At 69.8% G+C, this 19,933-nt stretch carries 12 protein-coding genes; 6 read left to right on the forward strand and 6 right to left on the reverse strand.

The genetic code is table 11. From position 1 onward, the window contains the following. Positions 1-85 precede the first annotated feature (85 nt). Both LAO51_05115 and LAO51_05120 read left to right on the forward strand, forming a co-directional pair. Positions 86-979 carry a prenyltransferase gene (locus LAO51_05115; protein MBZ5638124.1) on the forward strand — a complete coding sequence of 298 codons (894 nt, stop codon included), beginning with the start codon at positions 86-88 and terminating at the stop codon, positions 977-979. A gap of 43 nt (positions 980-1,022) precedes the next feature. After that, the gene (locus LAO51_05120) at positions 1,023-2,792 is read left to right on the forward strand and encodes a tetratricopeptide repeat protein (GenBank protein MBZ5638125.1); all 1,770 of its coding nucleotides are present in this window, start codon (positions 1,023-1,025) and stop codon (positions 2,790-2,792) included. A gap of 15 nt (positions 2,793-2,807) precedes the next feature. Here LAO51_05120 and LAO51_05125 read toward each other — a convergent pair whose 3' ends face one another. The 6 genes from LAO51_05125 to LAO51_05150 form a co-directional block, all read right to left on the reverse strand. Next, positions 2,808-6,179, reverse strand: coding sequence for a PDZ domain-containing protein (locus LAO51_05125; GenBank protein ID MBZ5638126.1), 3,372 nt, complete (start codon positions 6,177-6,179; stop codon positions 2,808-2,810). A 154-nt stretch (positions 6,180-6,333) separates the two neighbouring features. After that, entirely contained in the window at positions 6,334-7,035 is a 702-nt protein-coding gene (locus LAO51_05130) for an NAD(P)H-dependent oxidoreductase (protein ID MBZ5638127.1), read from the reverse strand. Between the two features lie 87 nt (positions 7,036-7,122). Further along, positions 7,123-7,599, reverse strand: coding sequence for a hypothetical protein (locus LAO51_05135; GenBank protein ID MBZ5638128.1), 477 nt, complete (start codon positions 7,597-7,599; stop codon positions 7,123-7,125). Between the two features lie 328 nt (positions 7,600-7,927). Continuing rightward, the gene (locus tag LAO51_05140; protein ID MBZ5638129.1) at positions 7,928-9,376 is read right to left on the reverse strand and encodes a glutamine synthetase; all 1,449 of its coding nucleotides are present in this window, start codon (positions 9,374-9,376) and stop codon (positions 7,928-7,930) included. Between the two features lie 88 nt (positions 9,377-9,464). Next, on the reverse strand, positions 9,465-10,595 hold the full coding sequence (asnA, locus tag LAO51_05145; protein ID MBZ5638130.1) for an aspartate--ammonia ligase: 1,131 nt from the start codon (positions 10,593-10,595) through the stop codon (positions 9,465-9,467). A 187-nt stretch (positions 10,596-10,782) separates the two neighbouring features. Then, the gene (locus LAO51_05150) at positions 10,783-12,945 is read right to left on the reverse strand and encodes a prolyl oligopeptidase family serine peptidase (GenBank protein MBZ5638131.1); all 2,163 of its coding nucleotides are present in this window, start codon (positions 12,943-12,945) and stop codon (positions 10,783-10,785) included. 168 nt (positions 12,946-13,113) lie between these two features. On the opposite strand from LAO51_05150, the gene LAO51_05155 reads away from it, so the two are divergent. From LAO51_05155 to LAO51_05170, 4 genes are all read left to right on the forward strand, one after another. Further along, the gene (locus LAO51_05155) at positions 13,114-13,989 is read left to right on the forward strand and encodes a hypothetical protein (GenBank protein MBZ5638132.1); all 876 of its coding nucleotides are present in this window, start codon (positions 13,114-13,116) and stop codon (positions 13,987-13,989) included. A gap of 128 nt (positions 13,990-14,117) precedes the next feature. Continuing rightward, the gene (locus LAO51_05160) at positions 14,118-16,175 is read left to right on the forward strand and encodes a hypothetical protein (GenBank protein ID MBZ5638133.1); all 2,058 of its coding nucleotides are present in this window, start codon (positions 14,118-14,120) and stop codon (positions 16,173-16,175) included. A gap of 119 nt (positions 16,176-16,294) precedes the next feature. Further along, the gene (locus LAO51_05165; GenBank protein ID MBZ5638134.1) at positions 16,295-18,277 is read left to right on the forward strand and encodes a hypothetical protein; all 1,983 of its coding nucleotides are present in this window, start codon (positions 16,295-16,297) and stop codon (positions 18,275-18,277) included. After that, a complete protein-coding gene (locus LAO51_05170; protein ID MBZ5638135.1) occupies positions 18,274-19,881 on the forward strand; it encodes a hypothetical protein in 1,608 nt (535 codons plus the stop codon). Before LAO51_05165 ends, LAO51_05170 begins: the two co-directional genes overlap by 4 nt. Positions 19,882-19,933 lie beyond the last annotated feature (52 nt).

The following is a 19,933-nucleotide window of genomic DNA, read 5'->3' on the forward strand; positions in this document are numbered from 1 at the left end:
GTACTATTATGCAATACCGAGAGGGGAAGGTCACCCGTCTTCGGGGCGCGGTTCCTTCCCGTTTCGGCCGGGGGGCGAGGATGACATGGCGACCTTGAAGGCCTGGCTCGGAGTGGCCCGGGCGCCGTTCCTGCTCCTGCCCGTCACGCTGGTCGCGTCCGGGGCCGCGGCCGCGTCGTACGCGTACTCGGTGGACTGGCCGAGGACGCTGCTCGCACTGGTGGGGCTCATCGCGCTCCACGCGTCGGTCAACGCCCTGAACGAGGCGAGCGACTTCAGGGCCGGGATCGATCTCAAGACCCGCCGCACGCCGTTCTCGGGCGGGAGCGGCACGCTGCCGGCGGGCGCCCTCGCTCCGCGCACCGCTTTCCTCTTCGGGCTCGGGGCAGCGGCGGTGGGGCTCGCGATCGGGATCGTCCTCCTGTTCGAGGTGGGACCGGTCCTGCTCCCGGTCCTCGTGGTAGGGGCGGTTTGCGTGCTCCTCTACTCGGATGTCCTGACCCGAAACGCGGCGGGGGAAGTCGCGGCGGGACTCGGCCTCGGCGCGCTCCCCGTGATCGGGACGGCGCTCATCCAGAACGGAACGCTTCCGCTCGAGGCGGCGGCGGCGTGTATCCCGGCGTTCTTCATGACGTTCGACCTCCTCTTGCTGAACGAGTTCCCCGACGAGGGGCCGGACCGCGAGGGCGGCCGGAAGCACCTCGTGGTCCTGCTCGGACGTCGCGGCGCCGCCCTGCTGTACGCGCTCGCCGCCCTCCTCACGCCGGCGTCCATCGCGGTCGCGGTGGCGGCCCGCGCGCTCCCGAGGCTCTGCCTCGTCGCCCTCGTCCCGTCGCTGCTCCTGTTCCTGCCGCTCCGCTGGGCGTTCACCGACCCGAAGCGCGCCGTGCCGGTCGGCGCGCTGGCCGCCAACGTGGCGTGGAACCTCCTGACCAACGCCGGGATCGCCGCGGGGCTCGCCGCGTCCTCTTTCGCCTGAGCGGCGGGCGCCCCACGGGACGGAAGCTCGCTGGAATGGCCCCGTGACGCGCTCCGCTCGAGTTCCCGACGCCGCGGCCTCTACCCGCGCCCTCGCCGCCCTGCTTCTCGTGGGAGCGACGATCCTCGCGTTCGCGCCGGTGCTGTCGGCCGGATTCTTGATCTACGACGACGAGCGCTACGTCCTCAGGAACCCCCACATCCAGGAGGGATTCACCGCGGACGCCCTGCGCTGGGCGATGTCGGCCGGGTACGCGTCGAACTGGCATCCGCTGACGTGGCTCTCGCACATGCTCGATTGGCGCCTTTTCGGCTCCTCCGCCGGCGGGCACCACCTCACGAGCCTGCTCCTCCACGCGGCGAACGCCGCGGCGCTCTTCCTGCTCCTCGACAGGATGACAGGTGCGACCGGACGAAGCGCGTTCGCCGCGGCGCTGTTCGCGCTCCACCCGCTCCACGTCGAGTCGGTCGCCTGGGTGGCCGAGCGGAAGGACGTGCTGAGCACGCTGTTCTGGATCCTGGCGACCTTCAGCTACGTCGCGTGGACCCGGAGAGGAGGCATCGCGCGCTACGTGCAGGTCGCGGCGCTCCTCGCTCTCGGGCTCTCGGCGAAGCCGATGCTGGTCACCCTTCCCCTGACCCTGCTGATCCTCGACGGCTGGCCGCTCGGACGCTTTGCGTCCGGCAGCGGGCGCGCGGCGCGGCTCGTCGCGGAGAAGGTCCCGCTGCTGGCGCTCTCCGCAGTTTCCGCGGCGGTCACCCTGGCGGTCCAGGCGGCGAGCCCGGCTGTCGGCTCGATACAGGAGTTCCCGCTGGGTGCGCGGGTCGGCAACGCGCTGGTCGCTTATGCCGCGTACCTCGGCAAGGCGATCTGGCCCACGGGCCTCGCCGTGTTCTATCCCCACCCGGGGCCGTCGCTGGCTCTGGCGAAGCCGGCGGCCGCCGCGCTGCTCCTCGCGGCCGTCACCGCGCTCGCGCTCGCCTTCCGCCGGACGCGTCCCTATCTCCTCGCGGGCTGGCTCTGGTACCTCGTGACGCTCGTGCCGGTGATCGGCCTCGTGCAGGTGGGCGAGCAGGCCATGGCGGACCGGTACACCTACGTGCCCCTGATCGGCCCGTTCATCGCGATCGCCTGGGGGGTTCCCGACGCCGCTCGAGCGCTGCTCGCCGCCATCCGCCGGGGTGGGGCCAAGGGGACGGAGACCGGGCGGCCCCTGCGCTGGGCGCTCTTGACCGGCGCCGGTGCGGTCCTCCTGGTCCTGGCCCTCCTGACCCGGGCCCAGGCCGCGACCTGGAAGAACTCCCTGACCCTGTTCGAGCATGCTCTCGCCGTCACCCGCGGGAACCACCTGGCCCACCTCGACCTCGGCGCCGCGCTCGCGCGGGAGGGACGCTCCGACGAGGCGCTCGCCCACTACACGGAAGCGGTCCGGCTCAAGCCCGACGACGCCACGGCCCAGTACGATCTCGGTGCCGCTCTCGCCGCGCGGGGAGGGGACGCGAAGGCGATGGAGCACTACGCCAAGGCGCTCGCGCTCGACCCGGGGTACGCCGCCCCGCACAACAACCTGGGGATCCTGCTGGCGAAGCAGGGGAGGATCGACGAGGCCGCGCGCCACTACGCTGAAGCCGTTCGGCTCCGCCCGGACTTCGCGGAGGCGCACTTCAACCTCGCGGTGGCGCTCCACGCCCTCGGTCGGGACGAAGAAGCCTGGGAAGAGGTGGAGGCCTCGACGAGGCTCGGGATCAAGCCTCCTGAGGCGTTCCTGAAAGGTCTCGCCGGGAAGCGGGGCGGGAGCCCCGCCTCCCGATGAAGAGATCGACGAGCGCTACTTGGCGTTCTCCTGCCGGAACCCGTCCCGGCTCCGGTCCCTGACCGGACCGAACGACGGCTCGACCGGCGGGTGCTCCTTCCGGAGCTTGAGCACCTCGTCCAGGGCGCGGTCGAGCTGAGCGTCCGTTCCCTTGGCGAGGTCCTGCGGCAGGTTCTGGATCACGATGTCGGGATCCACCCCGTGGTTCTCGATGGCCCAACCCCGCTTGGGCTCCCACCACGCGAACTCCGGCTCGGTGACCATGCCGCCGTCCACGAGGAGCTTGTCGCCGCGGATCCCGACGACGCCGCCCCACGACCGCATGCCGATCACCGGTGCGAGCCCCTCGAGCTGGATCGCCGCCGGGAAGATGTCCCCGTCCGAGCCGGCGAACTCGTTGGTGAGCACGACGAACGGGCCGTTCAGGACCGCGGCGGGCCAGCGGCTGATCCCACCTCCCCGCGCCCGGTCCATGCTCACCACGCGTCGCCGCAGTCGCTCGACGATCATCTGGGATACCGCGCCGCCGTGATTGAAGCGGGCGTCCACGATCATGCCTTCCTTGTCGAGCTGAGGGTAGAACCAGGTGTTGAATTGGATCAGCCCGTCCTTCCACATGTCGGGGAGGTGGAGATAGCCGATCTTTCCCCCGCTCTTCTCGGCGACGTGCTCTCGGTTCGCGCGAACCCAATCGGAGTATCGCAGCCCGGCGTCCGAGGGGAGGGCCGTGATCGCGACGTCGCGGGCCCCCTCCTTGACCGGTTTGGCGTTCACGGTGAGGACCACCTTCTTGCCGGCCAGATTCTCCATCGACGCATCGAACGGCAGGCCCTTCGGGAACGGGCGATGGTTGACGGCGAGAATGTACTCGCCGACGGACACCGCGGAGCCCGGCTCGTCCAGCGACGAGCGGATCCCGTCGACGGGATCGCCCCGGTAGATCCTCGCCACCTTGTACGCGTCCCCCTCCCGCACGAGATCCGCCCCGAGGACGCCGGTCGAGACCTGCGGTACCTGAACGCCCGGATCGCCTCCCCAGGTGTAGGTGTGGGAGTTGTTGAGCTCGCCGATGACCTCCCCCACCAGATCGCGGAGATCGGAACGGTTGGCGAGCCGGGGGAGGAGCGTGGCGTAACGGTCCCGCACCGCCTTCCAGTTCAAGCCGCCCATGCCGGGATCCCAGAAGAAATCCCGCTCGTGCCGCCAAGCCTCGTAGTAGATCTGCGCCCATTCCTCGCGCGGATCGAGGTCGATCACGATCCCGTCGAGCGAGACCTTGGACTTCGCCATGTCGGGACCGGGAGGCGCCGCGGTGTCGACGACGTAGAGCTCGCCGCGCTTCTTCATCACGGCGATCTTGTCGGACTTGGACGCGACCATGAAGCCCGAGACCCCCTCGACGAACGACTTGGCTTCCTTCTTCTCGAGATCGAAGGCCATGAGGGTCGCGTCCGGAGGCGCCTCCTCGAACAACCCTACCTGTTCGGCGAACCCCTTGAGGGGAACCGACAGGAAGAAGACCTGTTTCGACGTCGCGCCCAGGCCGAAGTACCGTCCGACCGGGACGGGGAATTCCACGACGCGGTCGGCGAGCCCGTCGAGGTCGATCTCGACCGGCTTCGGGGGCTTCTTCTCCTCGCCCTTGTCCTCCGCCTTCCCTTTCTCGTCCTTTCCCTTCTCGTCCTTGGCGTCCTTCCCCTTGTCCTTTTCACCGGCCTTGCCGGCTTCCTTCTTCTCGTCGGTCGGGGGCAACCCCTCGAGGGCCGCGAACGGGTGCTTCACGTCCTTCCGGAGCAACACCGCATAGATCTTGGTGTTTTTCGCCTCGACGTTGTCCCAGTCGCGGTCGCCGAGGATCGGGTTGGCGACCCGGTCGCTCTCGAAGTACAGGTAGCGCCCGTCGGGGTCCCAGAAGGGGGTCCTGTCGTTGGTCGTCGACCCGGTCACCTCGTGGACCTTCCCGTCCTTGGTGTCGTATAGGTAGACCGAGCCGTAGTCGGTGGGACGCGCCTTGGCGTAGGCGAGCCACCGCCCGTCCGGGCTCCACACGTACTCCCGGATCTCCCGCTGCGTGCTCCGATCCACCGCTTTCGGGGTCCCGCCCTCGGCCGGCACCACGTAGAGCGTTTGGGTCTGGTCGGCGTAGGCGATCCACTTGCCGTCGGGGGAATAGACCGGCGGGAAATGCCAGCCGCTCTCCCCCGCCGGGACCACGGTCTTCGGCTCGCCGCGCCCCCACGCGTCGATCACCCGGATCTCCTCCTCGCGGGGGGCGTCGGTGACGTAAACGAGCTTCTTGCCGTCCGGATCGAACGTGGCCCAGCTTTCCCGCGCACCGCTGCCGCGGGTCACCGGGAGGGTCACCCCCTCCTTCGCCGGCACGGAGAAGATCTCGCCCCGGGTGACGATCGCGAGGCGCGACCCGTCGGGGGAGAGATCGAACGAGGTCAGCGTGCGGTCGGCGTCGGGGTAGCGCGCGCGGGTCAGCGAGAGATCGCTGGGCAGGTCCACGTCGAGCCGGTGCTCGCCTCCCGAGCCCGCGTCGAACACGTGGATGTCGGCACCGAGGGTGAACGCGATCCGGCCGTCCGGGCTCATCGAAGGCCAGCGGGCGTCCCAGTCCTTGAAATCGGTGTGCCGCTTCCGGTCCGATCCGTCGGGACGCATGGACCAGATGTTCATGGTTCCACCCGGGTCGCTGAGGAAGTAGATCCGGCCGCCGTGCCACATCGGGAACGCGTTGATGCCGTCGAAGGTCGTGACGGAGCGGAAGTCCCGGCGATCGGGACGGCCGACCCAGATGTCCGGCGCCGTGCCGCCGCGGTAGCGCTTCCAGGTGGCGGTCTCCCACGATTTCCGGTTGAACGCCCAGGCGCCGGTGTCCGGATCGACGGAGATCCGCGTCGCCCAGCCGAGAGGGAGCTTCTCCGGATCGCCGCCGTCCACGGGGATCGAGTAGAGCTCCCACTCGCCCAGCGGGTTCTCCGACGAGCTCCGGAACAGGATCCGCTTCCCGTCGGGGGTCCAGCCGATCACCTGGTCCGGTCCCGGCCGCCAGGTCAGCCTCCTCGGCTCGCCCCCTTCTGCGGGGATCACGTACACGTCGGGGTTGCCGTCGTACTCCCCGGTGAACGCGATCCGTGACCCGTCGGGGGAGAACTTGGCGTAGTACTCCGTCCCCGGGTGCGTCGTCAGCCGCCGTGCCAGGCCGCCCGTCGCCGGGGCGATCCACAGGTCGGCCTCCGCCGAGAACACCACACGGTCGCCGTGAACGTCGGGATAGCGGAAGTAAGCCGGGCTCGCGACCGCGTCGGCCGCGCCGGCCCCCGCCGCCAGCAGCCCGGTTCCGAGGATCAGGCACACGACCAGCCAACCGGATCTCCTCATGACTCCTCCCCAGGACAATTCGAGACGTGCAATGGGCATCTCGCGCGGTGGGCGACACCCCCCGCCTGCGCCGCACGGCGTGCGGTCTAATGGTACGCGCGAGGGGTGGCTCTGGTTTCAGCCGTCCGGCGTAGGAGGATGCTCGGGCCGGCGGTCACGTCCTGAGCCGCAGGTTCTCGTCGTACGCTTCGAGCGGCGGAAACGGGATCGGCTCCGCCGTCGCGAGCGTCCGGAGCCGCCCATCCCACTCGGCCATCTGCGCGTCCCGCGACGCGTCGTCGCCATGGGTGGGGGCGTAGGCGACGAAGGGAGGAAGGACGCTGAAGCCGACGAAGTAGAGGATCCCGTGCTGGACCGGGAACAGGATCCGCTCCATGTCGCCGTTGATCCCGTCCGCCTCGAAGAGGCTCGCGGCACCACCGGTGGACAGGGCCAGCATCCCCCGTTTGCCGGCGAACGCGCCGTGGTCGTACCAGCGCCCGCCGCCGTACGCGAACCCCATGGCGAGGACCCGATCCGTCCACCCTTTGAGGATTGCCGGGAGGCCGAACCACCAGAGCGGGAACACGAAGATCAGAGCGTCGCACCAGCGGAGCTTCTCCATCTCGGCGGCGATGTCCGGAGCGAAGCCCGAGGCCTCGACGGCGGCCTGCTCCTCGACCTGCTGCTGGAAGTAGGCGCCGTCCTTCACCGAGGTGAAGTTCCTGCGGTCGGAGACGGGGTCGAACCGCATCGCGTACAGATCGGAGACCCTGACCTCGTGGCCTTCAGCCCGCAGGACGCGCACGGCGCGGTCCGTCATCGCTCCGCAGAAGCTCCGTGGCTCGGGGTGGGCGAGCACCATGAAGACCTTCACGAGGCTCCTCTCCCGCGGCTCCTCGCGGCCGCGTACGGTGCATTGTAGCTTGGAGATCGGCCACGTTGCCTTCTCCCGAGCGTCCCTCTAGACTCTTCGGTCGCGCGCGAGGGAGGGGACCTGTGCCATGAGAAGCGGAGTGCTCTGGACGATCGCGGTAGCGCTCACGCTGGCCTCCGCGGCATGGCAGCGGAGGACCGGACCCACGTACCCGGTGGACGGCGACGTCGCGCTCGGGGGACGCCGGGTCGCGGTCCGTCTCGAACGCTCCCACGGCGGCGAGGGAGACCAGCCCGTGCGGATCCGCGCCGAGGACCGCGCGATCTCCGCCGACCTGGCGTGGCGGAGATTCCCGACGAGGGAGCCCTGGTCGGCCGCCCCGATGGTTCGTGAGGGGGAATGGCTCGTGGCCACCCTGCCGCACCAGCCGCCGTCGGGGAAGCTCGAATACCAGGTACGATTGGCCCGCGGCGCCGATCGGGAGGTCTTCCCTCCCCGACCCGCGGTCACCCGCTTCAAGGGACACGTTCCCGTCGCGATCCTGGCACCGCACATCGCGCTCATGTTCGTGGGGATGCTCCTGTCGACCCGCGCCGGGCTCGAGGCGATCCTGCGGGGGGGCCGCCCGCGACCGCTGGCCCGGGGGGCTCTCGCCTGCCTGGCGGTCGGTGGCCTGCTCCTCGGGCCCCTCGTCCAGAAGGCGGCGTTCGGTGCGCTGTGGACCGGCGTCCCCTTCGGCTACGACCTGACGTACAACAAGACGCTCATCACAGGTCTCGCGTGGGCTTGGGCGGCCTGGCGCGCGCGAGGCGATCGGAGCGCTCGCTGGTCCATCCTGGCGGCCGCGGCGATCACTCTGGCGGTCTTCGCGATCCCCCACAGCACCTGGGGCTCACAGCTGAAGTGGGACGAGTCGGGCCAGCATGTCGTCGATCAGGTCCGACGGGAAGACCCCGCCGCTTTCCAGCGACGCGCGGCCCGCAGCGAGCGCCTCGGCGACCTCGCGCGGATGTCGCGGTACCTGGGAGGCCGACAGGGCATCCGTTCGCGCCGCCGAGGCGGACTTGATCAGGTCGTCGAGACCTTCCGCCGAGCGTCCGACGAGCATGGCCTGGGCGACCCCGGCGAGCAGCAGGTAAGGGTGGGCCGAGCCGTCGGGGAGCCGGAACTCCACGGTCCCGGCGGAGACGCTCCGCCCGTCGGCGGTCCTGGGAACGATCGGAAGCCGGATCAGGGCGCTGCGATCGTAGTCGCCCCAGGTGATCGCCCGGGGCGTCTCCTTGCCCTGACTCAGCCGCACGAAGGACCCGTCCACCCGGTTGCCGAACGCCATGAGCGATGCTCCGAGCCTCACCAGCCCGGCGATGAGCCACTTGGCTTCCGGCGCGAGCCCCCCGCCGTCGCCCCGTATCTCGACGTGACGTCCGTCCACCACGGGAGAGAGATGGAAGTGGAGGCCGTTTCCGGCGTGCCCCTCGCGCACGATCGGCGCGAAGCTGCACATCATCCCGGCGCGGTGGGCGAGGTTGCGCAGCACCCACTGGGTCAGCACGACCCACCGGGCCGCCTCCGGTAGAGGCGAGAGCGACAGCTCGATCTCGTGCTGCTCCCACAGGACCGGATCGGGATCCCGGGCCTCGATGTAGCCCACCTCGCTGTGGCCGTACTTGATCGGCACGCCGATCTCGGCCAGCACCGCCATCGCCTTGCGCCTAAGCCCCTCGCCGAACACGAACGGCGAGCTGGCGTGGTAGCCGCGGTCGTCCGCGCCATACATGTCGCTCTCCGTACGGCGCTTCCCGAGAAAATACTCGACCTCCCCCAGGGCGTGGAGCTCGACTCCCGCTTCCCGCGAGAGCCGCTCGTGCGCGCGTCGCAGGACGGTGGCCGGGGACTGAGGCAGCGGCTGTCCGTCCCGGCCGCGGTGGCCGCAGAGGAGCACGAGCGTCGGCAGGTCCGAGAACGGGTCGAGGAACGCGGTGTCGAGCCGCGGCCTCAGCACCACGTCCGACGCGCCGGGACGGATCCCGATCCCCTTGAACAGGCTGGAGCCGTCGGCCCGCTCGCCCCCAGAAAGGACGTCCTTGAGGTGGGTGAGCCCCCTCGGGACGAAATCGAGCGTCTTGAGCCAGCCGTCGCCGCCGACGTGCATCAGGCTGATCAGACGGATCCCCCGGTCGAAGACCAGGTCCACCAGGTCCCCCTCGGTCCAAGAGGACGGGGCCTTCCCGATGATCCGCTCCACCACGCCGGCCGGCAGCGTCTGCGTGCGGCGGTCGTGCGCCGGCTCCGGCGCCGGGGGGGCGCCGAACGGAAGAGCGTCTCCACGCCGGATCGTCACCATCCCCTCCCCCTTGAAGCGACGCGGGGACGGGCCGCTCACCCGCCGGACAAGCGCCCGTCCCCCCCCGTACGCGGTGCGACCGGTCCTACTCCAGCACGAAGATGTTCTTTTTCGCGCAGATCGTCTTCAGGTCCCTGGGCCAGACGGTGACGCTCACCTCGCCGAGGTGGGCCTTCCGGAGGAGGAGCATCGTGGTGCGGGACTGCCCGATCCCGCCGCCGATGCTCAGGGGAATCTGGTCGTTCAGGATCGCCTGGTGGTACGGGAGCTTGAGGAAATCAAGCTGGCCGGAGAGCTCGAGCTGCTGCTTCAGGGTTTCCTTGGTGACGCGGATGCCCATCGAGGTCAGCTCGTGGCGCCGCTTGGTCACGGGATTCCACACCAGGATGTCGCCGTTCAGCCCGTGCATCGGCTTGCCGCTCTCGGACACCGTCGGGGTGACCCAGTCGTCGTAGTCGGCGGCGCGCATCTCGTGGGGGTAGCCGTCCTTCAGGACCCAGCCGATGCCGATGATGAAGATCGCGGGGTAGTGCTCGGAGATGACCCGGGTCTCCCGCTGCTTGCGCGGCAGATCCGGGTACATGTCGAGGATCTCCTCGGCGTGGAGGAACTTCAGTTCCGCGGGGAGGCTCGGGAAGCGCGGGTCCTTGAGCTTCGGGAACATGTCCTGGACCATGCGCTCGGCGCCGACGATGACCTTCCAGATCTTGCGGACCGTGTCCTTGAGGTACTCCAGGTTCCGGTCGGCGGGGTTGACGACCTTTTCCCAGTCCCACTGGTCCACGTACGAGGAGTGGTCGTGGTCGAGGAAGTAGTCCTTCCGAACCGCGCGCATGTCGGTGTTGATCCCCTCGCCGACCTTGCAGCCGAACTGCCTGAGAGCGAGCCTCTTCCATTTCGTCGCCGCCTGGACGACCTGGCACTCCATCCGTCTTTCGAGCCCGAGACCGCACGGGAACTCGATGGGCGTTCGCGAGCCGTCGCGATCGAGGTAGTCGTTGACGCCGCTCTCCTTCGTCACGATGAGCGGAACCTCAACGTGGAACAGGTTCAGCTCCTTGCAGAGGTTGTCGTCGATGTACCGCTTGACCGCGTGGAGAGCGATCTGGGTCTCTTTCCGGTCGAGGAGGGGCTTGTAGCCGTCCGGCAGGATCTTCTCGACCTCGGGATAGGTGCTGATGCCCGGTCCGGCCAGGTCTGCCTTCTTGTCTGCCATGCTCTTCACTCCCATTCCGCGGTGGAGTCCGGGGCAGGCTCGCCCCGCACTCTATTGAAAGTTCGCGCCCGTCGGGTCGTGATCGGGCAATATAGCAGAGAGGAAGACGTGGCGGGAGGCCGCGCGGCGCCGGTAAGCGCGCCGAAATCCGTGCGGAGACGCCCCTTCCCCGGGGCGAGGTCCAAGCTCATTTTCGGGCTGGGACCGCACGGTACGTGACGCCGAGCTCGTCGAACAGGAACGCGTACACGTCCACCACCTCCGCGATCGTCGCATCGAGAGAGCTCCCGATCCCGTGACCGGTGTTGGCGCTCGTCCGGAGGAGCACCCTGGACGTCCCGCCGGCGACCGCCTGGAGCCGCGCGGTCATCTTGCGCGAATGGAACGGATCGACCCGCGGGTCGTTCGCTCCGGTCAGGAAGAGGACGTCCGGGTAGCGGATCCCCTCCGCGACGTGGTGGTACGGGGAGTAGGCGTACAGGGCCTTGAATTGCGCGGGGTCCTTGACCGTACCGTACTCCGTCACGTTGAACGCCCCGTTGGGAGTGGTCTCGACCCGCAGCATGTCGTAGATCCCGACGTGAGAGACCACCGCCTTGAACAGCTCCGGGTGCTGGGTCAGGACGGCGCCCATCAGCAGGCCGCCGTTGCTCCCTCCCTCGATGGCGAGCTTCGACGGGCTGGTCACGTCGGAATCCACGAGGCGATTCGCGGCGGCGGCGAAGTCGTCGAACACGTTCTGCTTTCGGGTGAGGTAGCCGGCGCGGTGCCAGTCCTCGCCGAACTCCCCTCCCCCGCGCAGGATCGCGATGACCCAGACGCCGCCCTGCTCGACCCAGGCCCTCCGCGAGTCCGAGAACGAGGGAGTCATGCTGATGCCGAATCCACCGTATCCCGTGAGCAGCGTCGGGTTCGATCGATTGCGCGCGGTCCCCTTGCGCTGGACCAGGACGATCGGGATCCGCGTTCCGTCCTTGGAGACGGCGGCGTCGCTCACGACCTCGCAGTCGGAGTAGTCCGCCGGCGATGCGCGCCGCAACGCGGTCTTCACCGGCTTCCCGTCCGCGGGATCGTACCGGTACCAGGCATGGGGCTCGAGGTAGCTTTCGGACGAGAACAGCACGCGGTCGCCGTCGAGCCGGATCACTCGGCCGACGGACGTGACCGGTGGAACCGGCACCGGCGCCCGTTCCTTCCCGTCGAGGCCGAGGACGCGCAGTCCCATCGATCCCCCCTCGATCTCGGCCACGTAGAGAAGCGTCGCCGTCGGCTCGAAGTCGCGGATCACGCCGGGCCCCTCGGGGACCGCCCTCGCCGCGCCCGCGAGGCTCGTCGCCCCCGGCGCGAGGCGGAGGACCTTGCCCCTCGGCGCCTCGCTCCTCGACAGGAGGTAAAGCGATCCGTCGGGACCGAACTCCGCGGCCGCGATCCGGTCGGAAAAATCGGCGACCTTCGTCCACACCCCTGAAGGTGTGAGGAGGTAGTGCGCGTAGTCGCCTCCATCCCCGTTCTCGACGGTGGCCAGCACGTAGAGGCCGTCGTCGGAGGTCCGGAGCACGGTCTCGGCGATCCTCGGGAAGTCCTTCCCCAGGCTGAAGGCGTCGAACTGGCCCGGCGTGCCCAGCCGGTGGAACCAAACCTGCTGGTAGAAGTCGAGGTCCTCCCGCGGCCGCTCTTTCCCGCGCGGGTAGCGGGTGTAGTAGAAGCCGGTGCCGTCCGAGTTCCAGGCCAGACTCCCACCGGCGGTACCGCCGTTCACCCTCGGGACCACGTCCGGCATCGGCTTGCCTGTGGCGACCTCGTAAACGTGGACGTCTCCGCTCTCGCTCCCTCCCCGCGAGAGCGATACCGCGACGCGCCTGCCGTCGACGGACGGGACGAAGAAGTCGATCGCGGTCGCTCCCTTCGGATCGGTGACGTTGGGATCGACGATGACGCGGGCGGAACCCGGGTTGTCCGGCGAGCCGAGCACCACCAGGAACGGCTGCTGCTTCGGCGGCTCGGTCTTCATCGCGAACAGGGTGTTGCCCCGGCGAACGAGCGAGTCGAAGTCGACCGACGGGGATTTCAAGAGATCCGAGACTCTCTTTCGCAGCGCGGCCACGCCCGGGAGGGCGTCGAGCACCGACCGCGCGTACCGGCTCTCCTCGTCGCTGAACCGCCGGACGGCGAGGTCGGCCCAGTTCTCGAGCCAGCGGTAATCGTCCTCGACCTTGACGCCGTGGTACTCGTTCACCACCGGCCGCTTCGCGGCGGGAGGCGGCAACGGAGGCGCCGGAGGCTTCCTGACCTCGACCGTGGCCGGCCCCGCGCCGAGCAGAATCAGCAGCATCGAGACCGACGTCCACATCAAGGGTGCCCGGGTGAATTTCGCCACTCTCCCCTCTCACGGCGACCGGCTCGAGCGGGCCCGGACCGTGGACCCGGGTCGGCCGCCGCGGTAGATTGTAGCCGGTGGCGGAGCGACCGGAACTTCCGCGCCGGGCGGTCCTGCGCTCGGCACTCGGGGTGGTGTTTCATGCCGGTCTCGGAAAAGGTGCGGCGCGCGCTGTTCGTCGTCGTCGTCGCCGCGCTCCTGGCGGCGAACGGCGCGGGGTTGTCCTACTACCTCTCGCCGATGGCGGAGCGGATGCGCCATCCCCTCCGCCCTCTGTTCAAGCCGTCGGGCCTCGTCGGCCAGTCGTTCGGAATCCTGGCGCTCTTCCTGTTCCTGTTCCTGTGGCTCTACCCGCTTCGCAAGCAATTCCCGTCGCTCGCGTTCACCGGCAGCGTCTCGCGTTGGCTCGATTTCCACATCCCGGCCGGGATCCTGATCCCCTTCGTCGCCGCGACCCACGCGTCGTGGCATTTCACGGGGCTCATCGGCCTCGGTTACGCGGCGCTGATGGTGGTCTTCTTCTCCGGGATCGTCGGAAGGTACCTCTACACCCGCATCCCGCGCAGTCGCAGCGGGATCGAGCTGGGGCGCGAGGAGGCCGCCGCCGAGCGCAGGGCGCTCCTCGGGACTCTCAGCGAGGCGACGGGCCTCGCACCGGGTGAAATCGAAGAGGCGCTTTCCCCGCGGTCGCGGAAGGGGGCCCCCAAGGGGACGTTGGACGCGGTCACCCGGATGATCGCCGACGACCTCAGTCGCCGCCGGGCCGTTCGCGCGTTGGTGCGGCGGCTGCGCGCCGAGGGACACGGCGAATCGGCCGGGCCGTTGCGGCTCCGGACGATCTCCCGCCTCGCCCGCCGGGAGATGGCGCTGGACCAGCAGGCCCGCATGCTCGACGCGATCCAGAGCGTCTTTCGACTCTGGCACGCCGCGCATCGCCCGGTCGCGTTCACCGCTCTCGTCGCGGTCATCATCCACGTCACGGTCGCCATCCTCGTGGGGCAGACGTGGTTCCTGTGAGCCCTCCTTCGTCCTCGCCGAGGGGCGTCGGGGGACGCCGCGAAAGTTAGGGGTTCCCGGCGAGGAACGATCGAAGGTCGTGTACGATGTCGCCGAGATGGAGTCGTTCGCCGGCCAGGGGAGTTCGTTTGCCTGACGTCCACCGCCTTTCCCGGCGAAGCTGTATCGCGCTCGCTTTGCTCGGCGCCCTCGAGGCGGCGGCCCAGGTGTCCCCCGGCCCGCTCTCTCGCGCCCACCACGACCTCGAGGGGAATCTCAACTGCATGAAGTGCCACCGTCCCGGCGGCGAGCGGGGCGTCGACGATCAATGCCTCGCCTGTCACCGCGAGATCCGCTGGCTCATCGGGGAGAGGCGGGGCTACCATGGCAAGGAGGCCCCGAAGGACTGCGCGAAGTGTCACCCGGAGCATGCCGGTCTCGAGTTCGATCTCGTCCGATTGCCGGGCGGGAGGCCGGAGGCGTACGACCACCGGCTGACGGGGTGGCCGCTCACGGGGAAACACGCGGGAAAGCCGTGCGCGGCCTGTCACGGGCGTCCCGAGTTCCGCGTCTCCCCCCCCGCCGACCTTGCGCCGCGAAGCGGCGGGGCGGTTCGCGGCTGGACCGGCCTCGGCGTCGCGTGCCGCGGCTGCCACGAGGACGTTCACCGCGGCGCCCTGGGGGCGGACTGCGAGCGCTGCCACGCGACCGGGTCGTTCACCCTTCCGGCCTTCGACCATTCGAAGACTTCGTTTCCCCTGGCCGGCAAGCACGCCCCGGTCCCCTGCGCGAAGTGCCACCTCGTTCCCTCGCTGGCGCTGCCGGTCGACCGCGCGGGGCGCTCGCATCCGCTCTTCAAGCCGCTCGCCCACGCGAGCTGCGGCGACTGCCACCGCGATCCGCACGCCGGCCGTTTCGGCGCCGATTGCGCTCGCTGCCACACCGAGCTCGGATTCCGCGAGCTTCGCAAGGGCTCGTTCGACCACGATCGCACCCGTTATCCGCTGAGGGGTCGCCACGCCGGCGTGCCGTGCGCCAAGTGCCACTCGCCGGCCGGCGCCCCGTGGGTGCCGAAGCCGGTGTTCGATCGCTGCGGCGCCTGTCACGCGGACGCCCACGCCGGACAGGCCACCCTCACAGGGAAACCGGCCGACTGCGCCGCGTGCCACACGACCGACGCATACGCGCCGAGCACCTTCACGGTGGAACGCCACGACGACTCCCCCTACGTTCTGCGCGGCGCCCATCGCAAGGTGCAGTGCCGCTCCTGCCATCCCGCCGGCGGCAAGGGGCCGGGGCGTGCGGGAGTCCTTCTCCGCCCCCGCAGCTCGCGATGCGGCGACTGTCACGCGGACAACCATGCCGGACAGGAGAAGAAACGGCCGGACGGCGGCGACTGCGGGGCCTGCCACGACACGAACGCCTACCGTCCCTCGACCTACACGCCCGCTCGGCACGCGGAGACCGGCTTCCCGCTGGACGGCCGCCATGCGGCCGTGACCTGCGGGGCGTGCCACGGGCCGGCGGCCCGCCCGGGCCTACCCCCGCTGCCGGGCACCGCGGAGCTGGGGAAGGCGGGTGTCGCGCTCCATCCCTCCCCGGATTGCACCACTTGCCATTTCGACCCTCACGGGGGGAGATTCGCGTCCGACGGCGCGCGTCCCGTCGCGCGCGGATGCCTCGGCTGCCACGACACGACCGCGTTCCGGCCGAGCCGGATCGACGCCGCGGGTCACGGCCGTCTGGGATTCGCCCTCGAAGGTGCGCACGGCAAGGCTCCTTGCTCGAAGTGCCATGTCGAGCTCCAGGCTGCCCCGGCCGGTACGAGCCTCGTCCTCGGCCAGGGACCCCGCCGAGCCTTGGTCTTCGGTCTCCGGCGGAAGCGCTGCGACGCTTGCCACGCCGATCCGCATGGCGGACAGTTCGCCGCCCGACAGGACGGAGGCGCGTGCGGGGCGTGCCACGGAGTCCAGGCTTTCCGTCCCGCGGTCCTCTTCGACCACGCCCGGGACACGAGGTTCCCGCTCAAGGGTGCTCACGCCCGCGTGCTCTGCGCTCGCTGCCACTCCCCGTCGGGTGCCCCCGGGCCGGACGGCCGCCCGGTGACGATCTACACCGGCACACCGACGAGCTGCGCGAGCTGCCACGGAGGCGGCGGGCCGGGCGAGCGCCGGCCCGAGGCAGCTCCGGCTGCCAGAGGAACGTAGGCGGGGACCCCCAAGTCCGGGTCGCTGCGCTTGAGTAATTGGGCGGCGGCGAGTAGGATTTGATGCAGCGAATCGGAGGCAGGCTGGGGTTTATCGGCCCGCGGGGAGGGCGACGATCCATGGCGACCGCCTTACAGTCTTCCCGGTTGCGGACGATCGGCCTCGCCGCCTTGCTCACGATGGTGGTCGCGACGGCGCCCGGCGGCTCGCGGGCCCAGGACGCCCCCGTGCGGCAGAATCCGCACGGCTCGTGGAAGGCGGATTGCAGCCTCTGCCACAGCGAGGAGCACTGGCTGCCGGCGGCTCCGACCAAGAAGTTCGACCATTCGAAGTACTACCCGCTCCAGGGAGCCCACCGGGCAGTTCCGTGCCGGTCATGCCACGTCTCACTCGTCTTCTCTCGGGCCGGCAAGTCCTGCGTGGACTGCCACCAGGACGTGCACCGAGGAGAGATGGGCACCGACTGCGCCCGGTGCCACACCCCCCTCAGCTTCATCGATCGCTCCGAGGCCGTGCGGATGCACCGGACGAGCCGGTTCCCCCTCTCCGGCGCGCACGCGGCGGCCGACTGCGAGTCGTGTCATCGGACGCGCTCCCTCGGCCGCACGATGTACGTCGGGCTCCCCGTGGAGTGCGCGGGCTGCCACGACAGCGCGGCGTTCCCCACCGCCCCCCAGCGGCCGCCGGACCACGTGCCGGCGGGCTTCACCGGCGATTGCTCCGTGTGTCACAGCTCAGTCACCTTCGGCACGGCACGGGGCGGCCACGCGACCAACGGCTTCCCGTTGACGGGGGGACATGCGATCGCGTGCGTTCGGTGCCACGGGCAGCCGTTCAACTCGCACCTCAGCCCCGCGTGCATCTCGTGCCACCTCGCGCAGTACAACGCCACGACCGACCCCAACCACGTCCAGGCCGGGTTCCCGACCGACTGCTCTCTCTGCCACAACAACGTCAGCTTCATCCCGGCGACCTTCAACCACTCGACGACGGCGTTCCCCCTGACCGGCGCCCACGTCGGCCTCGATTGCGTTGCCTGCCACGGCGACGGCGTCTACCGGGGAAAGCCGACCACGTGCGTGTCGTGCCACCTCGCGCAGTACAACGGGACCACCGACCCGAACCATGCCCAGGGCGGGTTCCCCACGGATTGCACGGTCTGCCACACGACCGCGACCTGGTCCAACTCGACGTTCAGCCATTCGACGACCGCCTTCCCGCTCACCGGCGCCCACGCAGGACTCGACTGCAACGCCTGCCATGCCGACGGTGTCTACCGCGGAAAGCCGACCACGTGCGTGTCGTGCCACCTCGCGCAGTACAACGGGACCACCGACCCGAACCACGCCCAGGCCGAGTTCCCCACCGACTGCACCCTGTGCCACACGACCGCAACCTGGTCCGGCTCGACGTTCAACCACTCGACGACCGCGTTCCCGCTCACCGGCGCCCACGCCGGACTCGACTGCAACGCCTGCCATGCCGACGGCGTCTACCGTGGAAAGCCGACCACGTGCGTGTCGTGCCACCTCGCGCAGTACAACGGCACCACCGATCCGAACCACGCCCAGGCCGGATTCCCCACGGACTGCACGCTCTGCCATACGACCGTGACGTGGTCCGGCGCGACGTTCGATCACGCGAACACCGCGTTTCCGCTCACCGGGGCCCACGTCGGCCTCGCCTGCGCCGCCTGCCACGCGGACGGCGTCTACGCGGGGAAGCCGACGACCTGCGTGTCGTGCCACCAGGCCGCATACAACGCGCAGACGGACCCCAACCACGTCTCCGCCGGCTTCTCGACCGACTGCACGCAATGCCACACGACAGCGACCTTTACCGGGGCCCGCTTCACCCAGCACGACGCCTCGTTGCCGTCATCCTTCCCGATCTACACGGGGACGCACGCGGGACGGTGGACCCACTGCTCGGATTGTCACACCAACTCCGCTAACTACGCCGTGTTCAGCTGCTTCCTCTGCCATTCGCAGGCGGAAATGAACTCGCAGCACACGGGAGTCAGCGGGTACTTGTACGACAGCGCCGCGTGCTACCACTGCCATCCCAACGGATCCTCGAATCGAACGAGGTCACGGCGATGACGATCCGGCGACGCCCCGGGCTGGCGCTCCTCCCCGCCGCGGTCCTCTTTCTGTCCGCGCCGGCGCCGGCATCGGACGTGCCGGACTCGACGTCCCGCATCAGCTACGTCACCAGCTCGTCGGTCTACGTGACGGAGGGCTCCCTAAGCGGGGTCGCCGTGGGAGACCGGCTGGACGTCGTTCGCGGCGACCAGGTCGTCGCCGAGATCCAGGTCGTCGAGGTCTCGCCGAGCCGCGCCCGGTGCGCCCGAGTCAGCGCCGGCTCCAATCTCTCCGCGGGAGACGAGGTTCGGAAAGCCGCCGCCGACCCGCCGCCGTCCCCTTCCGGCGCGCAGCCGTCACCCGCGGACCCGCCGCCGGCCCAAGTGCCCTACAAGCCCAGAGTGGATTGGTGGAGGGCGGCCGGGCTCCGCGGCCGCGTGGGGCTCCGGTTCCTCGACGTCAGCGCGGTCGACGGCTCCGGCGGGTACCGGCAGCCCGCGCTCGACCTCAGGCTCGACGGCTCGCAAGTCGGAGGAGCCCCGATCGACCTCGACGTGGACGTCCGCGCCCAGCGGACGACGAGGAGCTTCGTGAGCGGAAGCTCGGAGACCGAGACGCGCGATCGGATCTACCGCCTGTCCGTCGGGTACCGGCGCCGCGACGAGCCGCTGCGGTTCACCCTGGGACGTCAGTTCTCGCCGTCGCTGGCGGTCGTCAGCCTGTTCGACGGCCTCGTCGCCGAGTACCGCAAGGAGCACTGGGCGACCGGCATCTTCACGGGAACCCAGCCCGATCCGCTCACCTACGGGTACTCCTCGGACGTGCGAGAGTACGGCGCCTACTACGAGGTCGGGAGCGGCATGGGCACCGCTCGCCGGTGGGCGTTCACGACGGGAGCCGTGGACTCGTCCGACCACGGGAACATCGACCGCGACTTCGTCTTCCTCCAGGGCCGGTACGACGGCGCCCGTGTCTCCGCGTACGCCACCGAGGAAACCGACGTGAATCGCGGGTGGAAGAAGACGGCGGAGGGGGACACGCTGACCCTCACGAGCGCCTTCGTCAGCCTCAGCTGGCGCGTCGCCGACGATCTCACGGTGCAGGGTGGGTTCGACGGCCGGAGGAGCGTCCGGCTCTACCGCGACTCGATCACGCCCGAGACCGAGTTCGACGACCGGACGCGGCGCGGCTCCTGGATCGGTGCCGACGGCAAGGTGGGTACCCACGTGAGCTACGGGTTCGAGGGTCGGCGAAGCATCGGCGGCGTGGACGGCCAGGCCGGCTCGACCACGCTCCGGGCGGGGGTGCACGGGCTGGGACGCCCGGCCTTCGCCGTCCAGGCGCGCAGCACGCGGTACACCAGCGACGTCGTCGAGGGCTGGCTGCACTCGGTGTCGGCATCGGCCGACCTCACGTCCTGGTCGCGTCTCGAGGTCCACGGCGGGACCCGGATCGAGACGGTTCGCTTCTCTCCGATCCCGAGCGGCAGGCTGAGCTGGTACGGCCTGGACTGGGACGCCGTCCTCGCGCGGCGGATCGTGCTCACGGTATCCGCCGAGCAGAACCAGGGGGCATCCGAAGGGACCCGCCAGGTGTACACCACCGTCTCGTACCGTTTCTGATCGACAGCGCGCAGCGTTCGGAGCGCACGCGAGGGAGCGTGACGGCCGCTTC

Source organism: Terriglobia bacterium, from assembly GCA_020073205.1.
Classification (GTDB): Bacteria; Acidobacteriota; Polarisedimenticolia; order Polarisedimenticolales; family JAIQFR01; genus JAIQFR01.